14 protein-coding genes are annotated in these 14,694 nt (G+C 41.4%); 12 read left to right on the forward strand and 2 right to left on the reverse strand.

Features of this window, described 5'->3' with window-relative positions; genetic code table 11:
• Positions 1-30 precede the first annotated feature (30 nt).
• Both BW724_RS03515 and BW724_RS03520 read left to right on the forward strand, forming a co-directional pair.
• Positions 31-549 (forward strand): D-lyxose/D-mannose family sugar isomerase, encoded by a 519-nt coding sequence (locus tag BW724_RS03515; RefSeq protein ID WP_205160357.1) that lies wholly within the window; start codon positions 31-33, stop codon positions 547-549.
• Positions 550-700: 151 nt separating this feature from the next.
• Positions 701-2,449, forward strand: a complete 1,749-nt coding sequence (locus BW724_RS03520) for a hypothetical protein (RefSeq protein WP_088073702.1) — start codon at positions 701-703, stop codon at positions 2,447-2,449.
• 53 nt (positions 2,450-2,502) lie between these two features.
• Here the strand turns inward: BW724_RS03520 and BW724_RS03525 are convergent, their stop codons facing one another.
• Positions 2,503-3,498, reverse strand: coding sequence for an LLM class flavin-dependent oxidoreductase (locus BW724_RS03525; protein WP_088073703.1), 996 nt, complete (start codon positions 3,496-3,498; stop codon positions 2,503-2,505).
• Between the two features lie 144 nt (positions 3,499-3,642).
• On the opposite strand from BW724_RS03525, the gene dacB reads away from it, so the two are divergent.
• From dacB to rbsK, 3 genes are all read left to right on the forward strand, one after another.
• The gene (dacB, locus tag BW724_RS03530) at positions 3,643-5,121 is read left to right on the forward strand and encodes a D-alanyl-D-alanine carboxypeptidase/D-alanyl-D-alanine endopeptidase (RefSeq protein ID WP_176371275.1); all 1,479 of its coding nucleotides are present in this window, start codon (positions 3,643-3,645) and stop codon (positions 5,119-5,121) included.
• A gap of 127 nt (positions 5,122-5,248) precedes the next feature.
• Entirely contained in the window at positions 5,249-5,980 is a 732-nt protein-coding gene (locus BW724_RS03535; protein WP_088073705.1) for a DsbA family protein, read from the forward strand.
• A gap of 47 nt (positions 5,981-6,027) precedes the next feature.
• Complete coding sequence (gene rbsK / locus BW724_RS03540) at positions 6,028-6,966, forward strand: ribokinase (protein ID WP_088077651.1); 939 nt, start codon at positions 6,028-6,030, stop codon at positions 6,964-6,966.
• 22 nt (positions 6,967-6,988) lie between these two features.
• On the opposite strand, the gene BW724_RS24035 is transcribed toward rbsK, so the two are convergent.
• Positions 6,989-7,213, reverse strand: a complete 225-nt coding sequence (locus BW724_RS24035; protein ID WP_088073706.1) for a sporulation protein YjcZ — start codon at positions 7,211-7,213, stop codon at positions 6,989-6,991.
• A gap of 185 nt (positions 7,214-7,398) precedes the next feature.
• On the opposite strand from BW724_RS24035, the gene BW724_RS03550 reads away from it, so the two are divergent.
• The 7 genes from BW724_RS03550 (at position 7,399) to BW724_RS03575 (ending at position 14,692) form a co-directional block, all read left to right on the forward strand.
• On the forward strand, positions 7,399-8,340 hold the full coding sequence (locus BW724_RS03550) for an ABC transporter ATP-binding protein (protein WP_088073707.1): 942 nt from the start codon (positions 7,399-7,401) through the stop codon (positions 8,338-8,340).
• Positions 8,341-8,351: 11 nt separating this feature from the next.
• Positions 8,352-9,314 carry an ABC transporter permease gene (locus BW724_RS03555; protein WP_088073708.1) on the forward strand — a complete coding sequence of 321 codons (963 nt, stop codon included), beginning with the start codon at positions 8,352-8,354 and terminating at the stop codon, positions 9,312-9,314.
• A gap of 129 nt (positions 9,315-9,443) precedes the next feature.
• Entirely contained in the window at positions 9,444-9,605 is a 162-nt protein-coding gene (locus tag BW724_RS23450) for a hypothetical protein (RefSeq protein ID WP_176371276.1), read from the forward strand.
• Between the two features lie 33 nt (positions 9,606-9,638).
• On the forward strand, positions 9,639-10,220 hold the full coding sequence (locus BW724_RS03560; RefSeq protein WP_088073709.1) for a hypothetical protein: 582 nt from the start codon (positions 9,639-9,641) through the stop codon (positions 10,218-10,220).
• A 1,155-nt stretch (positions 10,221-11,375) separates the two neighbouring features.
• On the forward strand, positions 11,376-12,530 hold the full coding sequence (locus BW724_RS03565; RefSeq protein ID WP_235848883.1) for a sensor histidine kinase: 1,155 nt from the start codon (positions 11,376-11,378) through the stop codon (positions 12,528-12,530).
• Positions 12,527-13,165, forward strand: a complete 639-nt coding sequence (locus tag BW724_RS03570) for a response regulator (RefSeq protein WP_088073710.1) — start codon at positions 12,527-12,529, stop codon at positions 13,163-13,165. The genes BW724_RS03565 and BW724_RS03570 overlap by 4 nt, the downstream gene beginning before the upstream one ends.
• Before the next feature lie 594 nt (positions 13,166-13,759).
• Positions 13,760-14,692 carry an ABC transporter ATP-binding protein gene (locus tag BW724_RS03575; protein ID WP_088073711.1) on the forward strand — a complete coding sequence of 311 codons (933 nt, stop codon included), beginning with the start codon at positions 13,760-13,762 and terminating at the stop codon, positions 14,690-14,692.
• Positions 14,693-14,694: the final 2 nt, after the last annotated feature.

Raw genomic sequence — 14,694 nt, forward strand, 5'->3', positions numbered from 1 at the left:
ACCACATCATCAGAAAGGAGAATGCTATCAATGGACCACCAAACAGCTATCGAAAAAACAATTACCATGCTTGAGGAAAACAATATTGTTTTAACAGAAGAAGAGAAAAAGAATATTGAAGTTGCAGACATGGGGTTAGGGAACCTGGAAGTAGAAGGACTGCAACTATATACGTATATTAATACAGAACGCTATTGTGCGAAGGAGCTCGTCCTTTTTCCAAACCAAACATGTCCTGAGCACTTACACCCGCCTGTCAATGGTGAGGAAGGAAAACAAGAAACTTTCCGTTGCAGGAAAGGAACTGTGTATTTATATGTGGAAGGGGAAGCAACAAAGGATACCAATACCCACCCACCAAAGGGAAAAGAAGTGTATTATACAGCAAAGCATGAAGTTGTACTAAGACCTGGGGAACAGTATACGATACCTCCGAATACGAAGCATTGGTTTAAAGCCAGTGATGAAGGTGCAATTGTATCTGAGTTTTCCAGTACGAGTAGGGATGAGTTTGATATCTTTACTGATCCTGAAATTAAGAGAGTCTAGAACTAGATGGCAGTAACGAGGTTAGGTTGAAGGTGTCCATGAAGTCAGCCCCTATTGACTTTATGGGCACTTTTTTTTAAAAGGGAAGTATGAATGGCAATGGCACTGGCTCCGAATTCGAATGGAGACTGAACTGGGGTAGGGAGGCTATTTGAGTCTTCATTTTCAAGGAATGGAGACTGAACAGGAGTTGCAAAGCGATTTGAGTCTTCATTTTCCCAGAATGGAGACTGAACTGACTCTGGGTCCTGTTCAAATTTATTCGCATTCAGTGGTTTTAAGGACTAGATTTAGGCTTGTTATTTATTCTAGTCCGCATTCTATGAAAATGCGGCCAAGGATTTGTATTTCCATCAAAGTTAGTCCGCATTCTATGAAAATGCGGCCAAGGATTTGTATTTCCATCAAATCTAGTCCGCAATCTGTGAAAATGCGGCCTAAGATTTGCATTTCCATCAAAGTTAGTCCGCAATCTGAGAAAATGCGGACTGAGATTTGTATTTCCATCAAAGTTAGTCCGCAATCTGAGCAAATGCGGCCTGAGATTTGGATTTCCATCAAAGTTAGTCCGCAATCTGAGCAAATGCGGCCTAAGATTTGCATTTCCATCAAAGTTAGTCCGCAATCTGAGAAAATGCGGCCTAAGATTTGCATTTCCATCAAAGTTAGTCCGCAATCTGAGAAAATGCGGCCTGAGATTTGTATTTCCATCAAAGTTAGTCCGCATTCTATGAAAATGCGGCCAAGGATTTGTATTTCCATCAAAGTTAGTCCGCATTCTATGAAAATGCGGCCAAGGATTTGTATTTCCATCAAATCTAGTCCGCAATCTGTGAAAATGCGGCCTAAGATTTGCATTTCCATCAAAGTTAGTCCGCAATCTGAGAAAATGCGGACTGAGATTTGTATTTCCATCAAAGTTAGTCCGCAATCTGAGCAAATGCGGCCTGAGATTTGGATTTCCATCAAAGTTAGTCCGCAATCTGAGCAAATGCGGCCTAAGATTTGGATTTCCATCAAAGTTAGTCCGCAATCTGAGCAAATGCGGCCTAAGATTTGGATTTCCATCAAAGTTAGTCCGCAATCTGAGCAAATGCGGCCTAAGATTTGGATTTCCATCAAAGTTAGTCCGCAATCTGAGCAAATGCGGCCTAAGATTTGGATTTCCATCAAAGTTAGTCCGCAATCTGAGCAAATGCGGCCTGAGATTTGTATTTCCATCAAAGTTAGTCCGCAATCTAAGAAAATGCGGCCTGAGATTTACATTTCCATCAAAGTTAGTCCGCATTCTATGAAAATGCGGCCAAGGATTTGTATTTCCATCAAATCTAGTCCGCAATCTGAGCAAATGCGGCCTAAGATTTGGATTTCCATCAAAGTTAGTCCGCAATCTGAGAAAATGCGGACTGAGATTTGGATTTCCATCAAAGTTAGTCCGCAATCTGAGAAAATGCGGCCTGAGATTTGTATTTCCATCAAGGTTAGTCCGCAATCTGAGCAAATGCGGCCTAAGATTTGCATTTCCATCAAAGTTAGTCCGCAATCTGAGAAAATGCGGCCTAAGATTTGCATTTCCATCAAAGTTAGTCCGCAATCTGAGAAAATGCGGCCTGAGATTTGTATTTCCATCAAATCTAGTCCGCATTCTATGAAAATGCGGCCAAGGATTTACATATCCATCAAATCTAGTCCGCATTCCGGGAAAATGCGGCCAAGGATTTGCACTTTCATCAAACCTAGTCCGCATTCTATGAAAATGCGGACTAAGAATTGCATTTCCATCAAATCTAGTCCGCAATCTGAGAAAATGCGGCCTGAGATTTACATTTCCATCAAACCTAGTCCGCATTCCGATCAAATTCGGCATAGGATTGCACTTCCCTCAAATCTGCGCTCCTAACCAAGACAACTATGATTAACAGAATCCACTCGGATCGGAACTTTTACACTTAACTATAGCAACTCATCAGCCAAAAGCTTGTAGGAATGGAGGCGGTCGTCAGGTGAATGAGTGATTGTTATGATCATCATTTCATCGGCGTTATATTCTTTTTGTAGTTTTTTGAGGTTCGTAGCAACTTCTTGTGGGTTGCCAATGATCATATTAGCTTTTCTATTTTTCACAGAAAGCTTCTCCTTATCAGTTAGACTCTTACTTTTTACTTCCTCTAAAGACGGGACCCCTTGACTCCCTTGTCCACCTTCTGTCTGCATTCCCCATATTAACCAACTTAATGCGATTTCCTCCGCTTTCTCTGTTGTTTCTGCGCAGACAACGGATACTGCTACAATAACTTCTGGTTTCGTATTTACTTTACCAGGCTGAAAGGCATCAATGTATTTTTCCACAATGTCTATTCCATTTTTTTCACTCATAAACTGACCGAATGCATACGGCAATCCGTATTTAGCAGCTAAGAGGGCACTTTTCATACTCGTACCTAGAATCCAAGGAACTGGTGCTTCGTTTGGAAACGGATTAGCTGTTAAGTTATGGTAGGTGTGACCTTCTGGAAAGTCGTTATGAATAAAGTGAAGAAGTTCTTCCACTAAGTTAGGCATATCATACACTTTTTGCAGAAAGTTGTCTGACAAGGCATTTGTCGCTTCGGCTGATCCCCCTGGTGCTCGTCCTAGTCCAATATCCATGCGTCCAGGAAAAAGGGTTGCTAATGTATGGAACGATTCAGCAATCTTGTATGGTTTATAGTGAGGCAGGAGGGTAGCACCTGATCCAAGTCGGATAGATTTTGTATGTGCGCCTATGTAGCTGAGTAATACTTCAGGTGAAGTGCATGCTAAACCTGGCAGGTCGTGATGCTCTGCGATCCAATATCTTGTATACCCGTACGCTTCCCCAGCTTGCGCTAAGGCTACAGCCTCAAGCAGTCCTTCCTTTGAGGTTTGATTCGTGGAGATGGGGGCTTGGTCTAATATGCTTAACTTCATCTATATCAATCCTTTGAAAAATTTTCCTGTTCTAATAATACATTGTATGAGGAAGCTCCATATTACACAAGTAGTATAAACGAAATGGGATTGTTTTACATTAATGTGTGGAGGACATTCAATATTGAAAGGGGCACCAGACTCTTGAATTTTTTCAAAAGAATACTAACAGTAGCTTTAATATTGCTAATAGTAAATACTCAAATTGTCTATGGGACAACCAGTTCCACTCAAATGGGAGATATATTAAATACGATTTTTCAAGAAGAATCAGCATTAACGGGAGCCGTGGTTGGTGTTAGTGTCAGGTCAGCTGAAACGGGTGAGTTATTATACGATTACAATGGAAAAACTCGTTTAAAGCCAGCTTCCAATTTGAAGTTATTTACGGCCGCGGCTGCATTATCAGTGCTTGGGAAAGACCACACCTTTCAAACTGAAATATTGACCGATGGGAAAATGAAATGGAAGGTGCTTAATGGAAATCTTTATATAAAAGGAAAAGGTGATCCAGCCCTAACATACCAAGACATAGTAGCGTTGGCAAAGGGTGTGAAAGATGCTGGTGTGAAAGTCATTCGCGGTGACATTGTGGCAGATGATACTTGGTACGATGATGTCAGGTATTCGATAGATGTTCCTTGGAGTGACGAGACTTATGATTACGCAGCGCAAATTTCTGCATTAAGCCTTTCTCCAATGAAAGATAGTGAAACGGCCTGCATTATTGTGGAGAGCCTTCCAGGGGAAAGGGTTGACGACAAAGCCGTAGTGAAAGTATTTCCCGCAATGGCTGACGTTCGTATTGTGAATGAAACAGTTACCGTTACAGAGGAAAGTGAACATGATAAGGAACTGGAGATTACGCGAAAACATGGAACTAACACCATAGTGGTCGACGGCGAAGTTCCAATCAATAGTGAAAACAAAAAAGAGATTGTACCAGTTTGGGAACCTCAGGAGTTGGCGGGTAAAATGTTTTATGAAGCCTTAAAGGACCAAGGGGTCATCGTTTTAGGGGACCTTACATTTCATGAAGCACCAGATAACGTCACGGAGATTGTGGGAAAAAAATCGTCGCCGTTATCTGAACTCATCATTCCTTTCATGAAGCAAAGTATCAATAGCTATGGTGAAGTTTTAGCAAAAGAAATGGGGAGACAAGTTCATGGAGAAGGAAGCTGGAAAAAGGGGCTTGATGTTGTGGGAGACGCCTTAAGTGAATGGGACATTTCTATAGATGAGCTGGTGATAAGGGACGGATCGGGCATTTCTCATGTGAACGCCATACCAGCAAATGAGGTAACAAAATTATTATATGAAGTCCAACATGAGGATTGGTTCCAAGCATTCTTTGACTCCTTACCGGTCGCTGGGGCAGCGGATAAAAAAGATGCTGGAACATTGAAAAATCGTTTGAAACAAAAACAGTTAGAGGGGAAAGTATGGGCAAAGACAGGAACCTTGTCCACTGTATCTTCTTTATCTGGGTATGTGGAGACGGCGAACGGGGAGAGGCTAATTTTTTCTATCCTCATAAATAACGTCCTTGATGAGTTTGATGGGAAAAAGATAAAAGATAGGTTCATCTACACTCTGGTTCAAGGGGCGATGACGCATTAAAATCTGAGGGTGTACTCGGACATGAAATTGTAACAAACACGCATGCCATTCCTTCTAAATCTAGTTATGATAAAACTTAGAAAGAGTGTAATATAATGGTTTTTTAAACTAGGGGGTGGCTCAAATAATGAAATGGGTGTTTGGGATTGTGAAGCTGTTATTGATACTAGCACTAGTGGTGATGTCTGGTTTATTTCTTTTTAATATGAGTAGTGGGAGTGGTATAGACTCTACAGGTGAAGCATATCTTGCTGAGTCTAGAACAATTGATGAATATGAAGTCTATGAAACGATTGAATTTACAGTAGACAGGGTCTATTTAGGAGAAGAATCTGCTACAAATGAAGTGATCCTAGTTTTGGATTACATGTGTCCGTTTTGTAAGGATTGGCTGGAGGAAGTGTTTCCAAAACTAAAGGATGATTTTATTGATCAAGGTAAAGTAAAGTATTTTTCCATCCCACAAGTTTACTTAAGTAAACAATCACTCGCCTTAACAGAGTTTACACAGCAGGTGGAGGAGACACACCCTGAACGCTATTTTGAATTGCTAAATAGAATTTTTGCAGACCATACAATAGAAGAATGGGGATCAGAAGAATATATAGCAAACGTGTCACAGGAAATGAATTTGTCTGGTTGGGAGGAAGTTGAGTTAGACTATGATGTAATACGCAGGACGCGTCAGGTCACGAGAGGTTTAGATGTAGACGTTGTACCTTCTATCTATGTGAATGGTCGTAAGGTTAATGATATGATGGATTATGAGGAAATTGTAGATCTCCTAATGGAAACGGAGAGGCCGCCGCAATGGGTTCCGTCAGAAGAAATGTGTGGCCAGGATGATGATGATTGTTAATGTCCTCAAGGTATAAAATAGATGGTGAAATAGGAGGAGGTGGACAAATGCCTAAGCCGAGACTCGTTGTTATTGGTAGCATGAACATGGATATTGTTGTGGAAACAAAGCAAGTACCAGAAAAAGGTGAAACTGTATTAGGGCAAAAGGTGAGTTTTGTACCTGGAGGAAAGGGAGCCAATCAGGCAGTTGCATGTGCACGGCTGGGAGCGGAAACAAGCATCATAGGAGCAGTGGGAGATGATGCATTTGGGTCGCAACTCCTAAATAGTTTAGAGGAGAATGATGTAGACATTTCTGGAGTGAAAAAGGTCGGGGGTACATCTTCCGGTGCAGCTTCTATTTATCTATCAGAAGGGGATAACAGAATTGTTGTCATTCCAGGTGCAAATGAAAGATTAACCCCAGACGATATTGATGAAAATGAAGATAAATTAGTATGTTGCGATGTTGTTTTATTGCAATTAGAGATACCTATAGAAACAGTCGTTTATGCTGCAAAAAAAGCAAAGTCATACGGGAAAACTGTGCTGTTGAATCCGGCACCAGCACAACCACTTCCGGATGAGATATTTTCCAACATAGATATTTTTACTCCAAATGAAACGGAATTGATTAGCTATACTGGGCTAGATAAAGGTAAGGATTCACTAGAAGTAGGGATGAAAGAGTTGCGAATGAAGGGTGTAAATCATATAGTCACTACTCTAGGGGAAAAGGGGTCAGCGTACTTAAATGAGAGTGATCAAGTGGAGTATGAATCAGGATATCAGGTGACAGTTGTAGATACAACTGGAGCAGGTGATGCTTTTAATGGGGCTCTCGGATTTGCAATAGGTGAAGGAAAGAAAATAAGGGAAGCACTGGAGTATGCTTCCCTTGTATCCGCCATAGCTGTTACGAAATTCGGAGCTCAGGGGGGAATGCCCACTGAAGCCGAGATCCAGGCTTTTGCTCTAGAGGGGAATAAATTGAAGGACACCTAAATGGTGACCTTATGAAATTAGATTAGTAACCTGGTGTAACGACAACGGCACCAATAATTACTAGTAGAACGAACACTACTAGAATAAATGAGAAACCGCCTAGAGGTAAGTTTGTGTGTGTCATGAGAATACCTCCTTTAATAGCAGTTAAAATTGAAAGGGAGAATGGAATCTCCCTTTCTACGTTTACCATATTTATTAAATCAAGTTTTTGATTGGATTCATGTCTAAAAATAAAAAACTCCACGATTGTCCTTCTTCTTGAAATCGTTTCTTCTTACGCTTTTAACTGCCCCCCCCAACCCAAAGAGCAACCTCAATCTCAAATCTAAAATTTAACCTCCTACCAAAGAACTAATTTACAAATATTTGAAACTTTCTCTACTCTCAAACGTCTAATACTATTAGAAACAAATTAGGGGGCATTTTTGAATGGAAGACTTTGTTTTAGAAGTAGAAGGTCTTACGAAAACAGTGAAGGGTAACAAAAAAATAGTAAATGAAATGTCCTTTCAGATGAAAAGAGGGGAAATCCTCGGTCTGTTAGGGCCTAATGGCGCTGGTAAAACAACGACAATTAGAATGCTTGTAGGTCTTATTGGCAAGACGGCTGGTAAAGTAGTCATTAACGGGAAAAACCTAGACGTAGAAGGGCAAAGGTGTAAAGAAGATATTGGAGCAATTGTAGAAAACCCTGCTTTTTACGAACATATATCTGGTTTTAAAAACTTACAGCAGTATGCCCGAATGGCTCGCCAAAATATTACGACTGATAGATTAAATGAAGTGGTGCAGCTTGTTAAGTTGGAACATGCCATTCATGATAAGGTCAAAACATACTCTTTAGGTATGAAGCAGCGCCTTGGTGTTGCCCAGGCAATCATACATAAACCTGCCGTACTCATTCTTGATGAGCCAACAAATGGACTAGACCCACAAGGGATTCGTGATTTAAGAGACTACTTAAAAGTTTTAGCCAAAGAAGGCACTTCAACACTCGTTTCTTCTCACTTATTAAGCGAAATGCAGCTCATGTGCGATAGGGTAGTGATAATGGAGCGTGGAAAAGTAATTGATGTTACGGAAGTTTCCAATATAAGTAATGGTTCGGACTCAGACAATAAATCAGTACTTATAGCTGTGACAGTTGCTGAAGGACAATCTCTTGATCTTGTATTGGACGGCGCATCTAGTAATTATGAGCTTATGAAAACAAATGGCAATGTCGTAACTATTAAACTCGCTCATGATAAGATCCCCGAATTAAACCGTTTCCTTGTAAAAAAAGGAATAGATGTATTTGGAATAGAGATCGTAAAAACAACATTGGAAGACCGATTCTTACAAGTGACGAATCTGGCAAATGAAGGTTAGGGGGGCTGTGCATGATATCGTTACTAAAAAATGAATGGATAAAGCTATGGACAAAAAAACAGCCATGGATTTTTGTAATCTTGATCGTTGTAATTACTGTTGGAATAAGCTTCTTGTATCAAGCCCTTGAATCTAATATGGGTAGTGGAAATCAGTCTGGAGACTGGCAAGTAGGTTTAGAAATGGAAATAGAAAGCGACCAGGAGCTGATGAATTCTTCAGATGCAGAAGCTTGGGATCGGGATATGGCAGAAATGAGGGTGGAGCAAAATCAAGCATATTTAGAGGCAGGAGTAAACCCTAATGCCGTAACCAATATCTCCTTCTTGAATGATACGTTTCTTATGGCGGCCTCTTTCATTACATTGTTTAGTGTGATAGTTGCGAGTACAGTTGTTTCATCTGAATTAAATACAGGCACCATTAAGCAGTTGCTTATTAGGCCGTTTGAGCGCTGGCAGTTTCTATTGTCGAAGTTTATTATTGTGGTTTTATTTTCTCTCATTTTAATTGTTATCTTGTTTGTAACCATGTTGCTGATGGGAACCATCTTGTTTGAAACAGCTAGCTGGGGTAGTGCTGTACTGGAATGGGGTGCAGAAGGGAATTTTGTTGCACCTGGACATGAATTAATTTTTTCAAAACTCGGGTTGTATACGTTGAATATGCTCGTGTTTGTCATTATATCCTTTTGCATCTCCACGTTATTTAAGAGTCAGGCATTAGCCGTTGGGGTTGGTATCTTCACTTTGTTTTTCACAAATATATCTCAGCCGTTCGGTATGTTACTAGAAAATAAAGCATGGTATAAGTTCATCATTCTTCCACACTTAAGTTTGCCTGAATATGCGAGGCAGGGCACGTTAATAGAAGGTGTGACACTGCCGTTTTCCTTGATGATCATTGCAGTATATTGCATCATCTTAATGACTATCACAACTGTTTACTTTCAGAAAAAAGATATTGCTTATTAAATTTAATGGAAGTCTGCGATAATACAATTCTGATTTATCGTTTATCGTTCTAATTTGTAAAAAGGATGTAACCTCTCTCATATAACCTCGTCTAATATATTGAAAAGAGGTTATGAGGGAGGTTTATTTATGAGTTTTAGACATACGCTTGCTTTTTTATCCATAATAACGATCGGGATATTTAGTTTATTTTCTAGTTCTGTTTTAGCAGAATCAGGGGAAGTGAGGGACGGGGAAAACTTGTTGATTGAGCTAGATGATGAGGCACCTGAGTTTCATTCTTTCGATTAAATTGATCAAATCCGTGAGTATATTAATGATCACGTGGATCCGAGTCAATTTGCCAGCCTTCACCTGGACTATGAACAGAATCCTGCAGGAACAATTATCCTTTCCTTTACAGTGGAGCCTTCAGATGAAGTGAAGAAAGAGATAGAAGCCTTGGTGGCGGACGACCCAGGGGATGTTGCCTTTCGAGTTGTTCCATACACGGAAAAGGAATTGATGGAAAAACAACGTGAAATTGATCATGCTGTTTTTGAAGAGAATGTATTAGAAGATAAAGGGATATCTGTTTATTATACTTCGCCTGATATTATAAACAGCAGAGTGGAAGTTGGAATTTCCCCATTTAATGAAGAAACGGTGGCAGTTATTCACGAACTGTTTGGGGACGAAATGGTAGAAGTGGTTGAAGGGCAACAACCACAGTTACTCATTGGTGACGATGCAATTGGTAATAAAGAGATGGCAGTAGTCGAGGATCCAGTATTACAGGACGCTTTGGACGACGAAGTGGAAATTCAAATTATGTCGTCTGATTCAGAACTGGACGTAATGGACAGTGGTGAGGAGCCTGGATTCTTCGCAAGAATTTGGAATTGGTTTATTGGGTTGTTTCAATAGGGGTAGATTGTATTTAATGATTGCTGGTTGAGGGTGTCTCCGAAAGTTTTGTATTTGGACTTTCGAGAGAGACCCTCTTTTTGTGTTTATGTTACTTGGAATGCATGATTTGAGCGTAGTTTCAAGCGCTATGGGCGGAGTTCCCTATTTAGGGTGGATCTTTTGTTGAGGGGTAATTAGGTATTTTTGTAAGTGGTGGGTGTTGGTGCCCGGAGCGGAGTTCTTATTTGTGTTTCGGGCACTAATGAGTTGTGATAGTGCCCGGAGCGGAGGTCTCGATGTGGTTTCGGGCACTAATGAGTTGTGATAGTGCCCGGAGCGGAGGTCTCGATGTGGCTTCGGGCACTAATGAGTTGTGATAGTGCCCGGAGCGGAGGTCTTATTTGTGTTTCGGGCACTAATGAGCATTGATAGTGCCCGGAGTGCAGGTCTCGATGTGGTTTCGGGCACTAATGAGCTGTGATAGTGCCCGGAGCGGAGGTCCCATATGTGTTTCGGGCACTAATGAGCTGAGATAGTGCCCGGAGCGTAGTTCTTATTTGTGTTTCGGGCACTAATGAGTAGAGATAGTGCCCGGAGCGGAGGTCTCAAAGTGGTTTCGGGCACTAATGAGCTGTGATAGTGCCCGGAGCGCGGGTCTCAAAGTGGTTTCGGGCACTAATGAGCTGAGATAGTGCCCGGAGCGAAGGTCCCATATGTGTTTCGGGCACTAATGAGTAGTGATAGTGCCCGAAGCGGAGGTCCCATATGTGTTTCGGGCACTAATGAGCTGAGATAGTGCCCGGAGCGAAGGTCCCATCAATGTTTCGGGCACTAATGAGTTGTGATAGTGCCCGGAGCGCGGGTCTCGATGTGGTTTCGGGCACTAATGAGTAGAGATAGTGCCCGGAGCGGAGGTCTCAAAGTGGTTTCGGGCACTAATGAGCATTGATAGTGCCCGGAGCGAAGGTCCCATCAATGTTTCGGGCACTAATGAGCAGAGATAGTGCCCGGAGCGCACAACCCATAAGGTTTTCAGGCACTATCAAGCTCTCACCGAAGCATCAAATCGAAACAGCTCGCAAAATTCATATAATTGTTATTGCGGTTTTGCTATGATAAGACTAGTAATTGGTTATTGGTACGAAAATCAAGTTTTTCAAGGGGAGAATTGGCTTGAATACATATTTGATATGGCTATTATTACTAATGATATCTTGGCTATTTGCCTTATTACAATTTGAAGGGAGCTTACTAGAGATTCCTTTTCAGATTGTTGGGAGTGCGGCCTTCTTTGCTGTCATTTTCCTGTTACCTTTATTTAAGAAAAATCAAATCATTTATACGATCATCATGAGTGCTGCAGCTTTGCTCGCTGTCATCATCCTTTGGCCTGAAAATGATGGAACAGTAAATGTATACGTTCTTCTTGTTTTTACTATCATTGCAGGTATGTCGGTCATCACCCTTTCTTGGCAAAGTGTCTTTGTGGGAGGCATCTTGCTAACTGGAATGGTTGCACCTTATTTTTCCCACTATCCGAGCTTTGCACCAGCATTTCTCATCTTGTATGGTGCGTTGCTGAGCCTTGCGTTAGTGACTTACCGTCAAACGAAAACGAAGGTCGATGGAATTGAAGCACGAAATGAAGCGTTATTTAGTGAATATAGAAAACTTAAGCGACGCCTCGTGAATGAGGAGCAGGCTGCAAGACAAGAGGAAAGGGCTCAAATTGCAAGGGAAATTCATGATTCTGTTGGACACAAATTAACGGCTTTACTTATGCAACTTGAAGTTGTCCGAATGGAGCAAAAGGGACAAGAAGATCAGGTTGATGACCAAAGATTATTGGAATTAAAACAGCTGGCAAAGGAAAGTCTTGAGGAAACGCGGAGTGCTGTAAAAACGTTGAAACAAGATGAAGTTGGTGGCCTAACGGCGATTATTAGACTTATACGGAAGTTGGAAGCGGAAAATTATATGCGGGTTCATTTCTCGATTAGGCATGGCGCATTAACAGCCCCATTAGGTAATGAACAATCTGTGGCAGTGTACCGCGCTGTACAGGAGGCATTGACGAATGTAATGCGCCATTCGGGGGGAAGGGAAGTAGAAATTGTTTTTGAAGCGCCTGCTGGTGGGGTATTCAGGTTTGAAGTCTCAAATCCATTGAAAACAGAGAGCCGAATAAAAGAGGGATTTGGACTTTCCTCAATGAGAGAACGAATGGAGCAAGTTGGGGGAACACTTGACATTGCTCAATATGATGATCAATTTATAGTGCGAGGCACTTTACCATTATTAGATGTGAATAGGAGGGGAACGGAATGATACGGATTTTGTTAGCTGAGGATCAAGGAATGGTGAGGCATGGTTTGAAAATGATGGTGGAGACGGATGAAGTGATGAAGGTCATTGGAGAAGCGAGTAATGGAAAGGAAGCCATTTCTCTTTGTGAAAAACATCATTTTGACGTGATCATTCTAGATATTCGTATGCCTGAAATGGACGGCTTAGAAGCAGCACGTATCATTCACTCCCGTTGGCCAGATAGGAAAGTACTCATATTGACGACATTTAATGATGATGAATATGCGCTGGAGGCACTGAAGAGTGGGGCAAGTGGTTATATGTTGAAGGATGCAGAACCACAGGAGTTGATAAAAGCTATTCGAAGTTGTTTAGCTGGGGGACTATCTTTACAGGATCAAGTGGCTGCAAAAGTAATGCCACGCCTTATTAAACAACAGCAGCAGGTTTCAGAAGAAGCGGATCCGTCCCTCACACCTCGAGAGCTAGACATTATCCGTAAAATTGGCGAGGGCAGGAGCAACAAGGAAATAGCGGAAGAATTAGCGTTATCTGTAGGTACGGTAAAAAACCATATTAGTATCATCCTAGATAAGCTTGAGCTGAGGGATCGCACGCAGATTGCGATCTATGCCATTAGACATGAGATTGTTTAGGGTATTGTAGTAATGGCTGTTTGTTTCGTTCAAGAAGATAAAATGACTTAAGTCATGGTAAAACAAAAAAGTGATGACTGAAGACAGTGGGAGCACTGTCTTTTTATGTATATACTTTGATTAAGCAAGTGGATAAGGCTGTACCGCGTCGGTAATATTTATGTTTTTCTAAGAACAATTGAAAAAGTAGCTTAATGAATAGCTCTGTTACAGGATAATGTTGATATTTAATACTTTTTGATTTTTGTGGAAGGTGCACCTGTCTCTTCCTCTACGAGCAAATGCTTCGTAGTGTATCCGTCGAGACAACTCGCAGCATACTCGTGATGTTTATGCTCGTTCCTGCGGGATTAAAGGCAGGGGTAAGACCCCGCAGATGCAGGAGGCAGGACGCCGACATTACGCCGTTGCCCACAGGACGTGGGCAAGTTCTTAGGCGGAATTTGGAGGAGGCTTACCAGCCGCCCGCGGCAAAGAAGACACTGCGAAGAATGAGCAGATGTCGCACTTGTACCTTGCGTGAAAGCGAGTACCTGTAACAATAAATCAACATCTGTATTTAAGAGAGCTTAATGAAAAAAAGGAGGTAGCAATATGCTTGAAACGGAAGAGCTAAAAAAGGTTTTTAAAGGTAAGCCAGCAGTAGATGGTGTTAATTTATATATGGACGAAGGAGAATCGGTAGGGCTGTTAGGGCCAAATGGAGCAGGGAAATCAACGACTATTTCTATGATTTCGTCCCTTATTAAACCGACTTCTGGAGACGTTAAATTGAAAGGACAAAGCGTCCTAAAGGATCCAGGGATTATTCGAAATGTACTCGGAGTTGTTCCACAAGAAATTGCATTATATGAAGAGCTTACTGCATACGAAAACTTAAAGTTTTTTGGCAGAATATATGGTCTAAAAGGGAAAGAGTTAGATTTAAAAATTCAGGAAGTATTGGAAATAGTCGGGTTGCGAGATCGCCAGAAGGATATTGTTAAAACTTATTCTGGAGGTATGCAAAGACGGATTAACATGGCAGCAGCAATGCTTCATGAACCAGAACTTCTTATAATGGATGAGCCAACAGTAGGGATTGATCCTCAATCAAGGACCCACATCCTAGATACAGTGAGACATCTCAATCAGGAGAAAGGCTTAACCGTCCTTTATACGAGCCATTACATGGAGGAAGTGGAGCGACTTTGTGACCGCGTTTATATTATGGACCATGGTCAAGTAATCGCATCAGGAACGAAGGACGAGTTAAAAAGTATTTTATCAGGTGAGGAGACGATCTTAATTGATTTAGACCGCCCTTACCCAGCTTTAGTCACAGACTTGCAGTCACATGAAGGAATTAGGCAGGCGCTGGAGACGACTAAAGGTTTGAAGCTAATTGTACCAAAGGGAAGTAAATTGCTCGGAAGTATATTTCAAATTGCAGAACGTCATCAAGCACAGATTCTAAATGTCAATGTGCAAGTGCCAACATTGGAAGACGTGTTTTTACACCTAACTGGCAGAAAGCTTAGGGATTGAGG

This window comes from Litchfieldia alkalitelluris (assembly GCF_002153425.1).
GTDB classification, from domain to species: domain Bacteria; phylum Bacillota; class Bacilli; order Bacillales; family Salisediminibacteriaceae; genus Evansella; species Evansella alkalicola.

Bases quoted from the DNA above. Each gene is read 5' to 3' on its own strand.
- BW724_RS03515 (WP_205160357.1), top strand. From the start codon at position 31: ATGGACCACCAAACAGCTATCGAAAAAACAATTACCATGCTTGAGGAA.
- BW724_RS03525 (WP_088073703.1), bottom strand. From the start codon at position 3,498: ATGAAGTTAAGCATATTAGACCAAGCCCCCATCTCCACGAATCAAACC.
- BW724_RS03535 (WP_088073705.1), top strand. From the start codon at position 5,249: ATGAAATGGGTGTTTGGGATTGTGAAGCTGTTATTGATACTAGCACTA.
- rbsK (WP_088077651.1), top strand. From the start codon at position 6,028: ATGCCTAAGCCGAGACTCGTTGTTATTGGTAGCATGAACATGGATATT.
- BW724_RS03550 (WP_088073707.1), top strand. From the start codon at position 7,399: ATGGAAGACTTTGTTTTAGAAGTAGAAGGTCTTACGAAAACAGTGAAG.
- BW724_RS03555 (WP_088073708.1), top strand. From the start codon at position 8,352: ATGATATCGTTACTAAAAAATGAATGGATAAAGCTATGGACAAAAAAA.
- BW724_RS23450 (WP_176371276.1), top strand. From the start codon at position 9,444: ATGAGTTTTAGACATACGCTTGCTTTTTTATCCATAATAACGATCGGG.
- BW724_RS03570 (WP_088073710.1), top strand. From the start codon at position 12,527: ATGATACGGATTTTGTTAGCTGAGGATCAAGGAATGGTGAGGCATGGT.
- BW724_RS03575 (WP_088073711.1), top strand. From the start codon at position 13,760: ATGCTTGAAACGGAAGAGCTAAAAAAGGTTTTTAAAGGTAAGCCAGCA.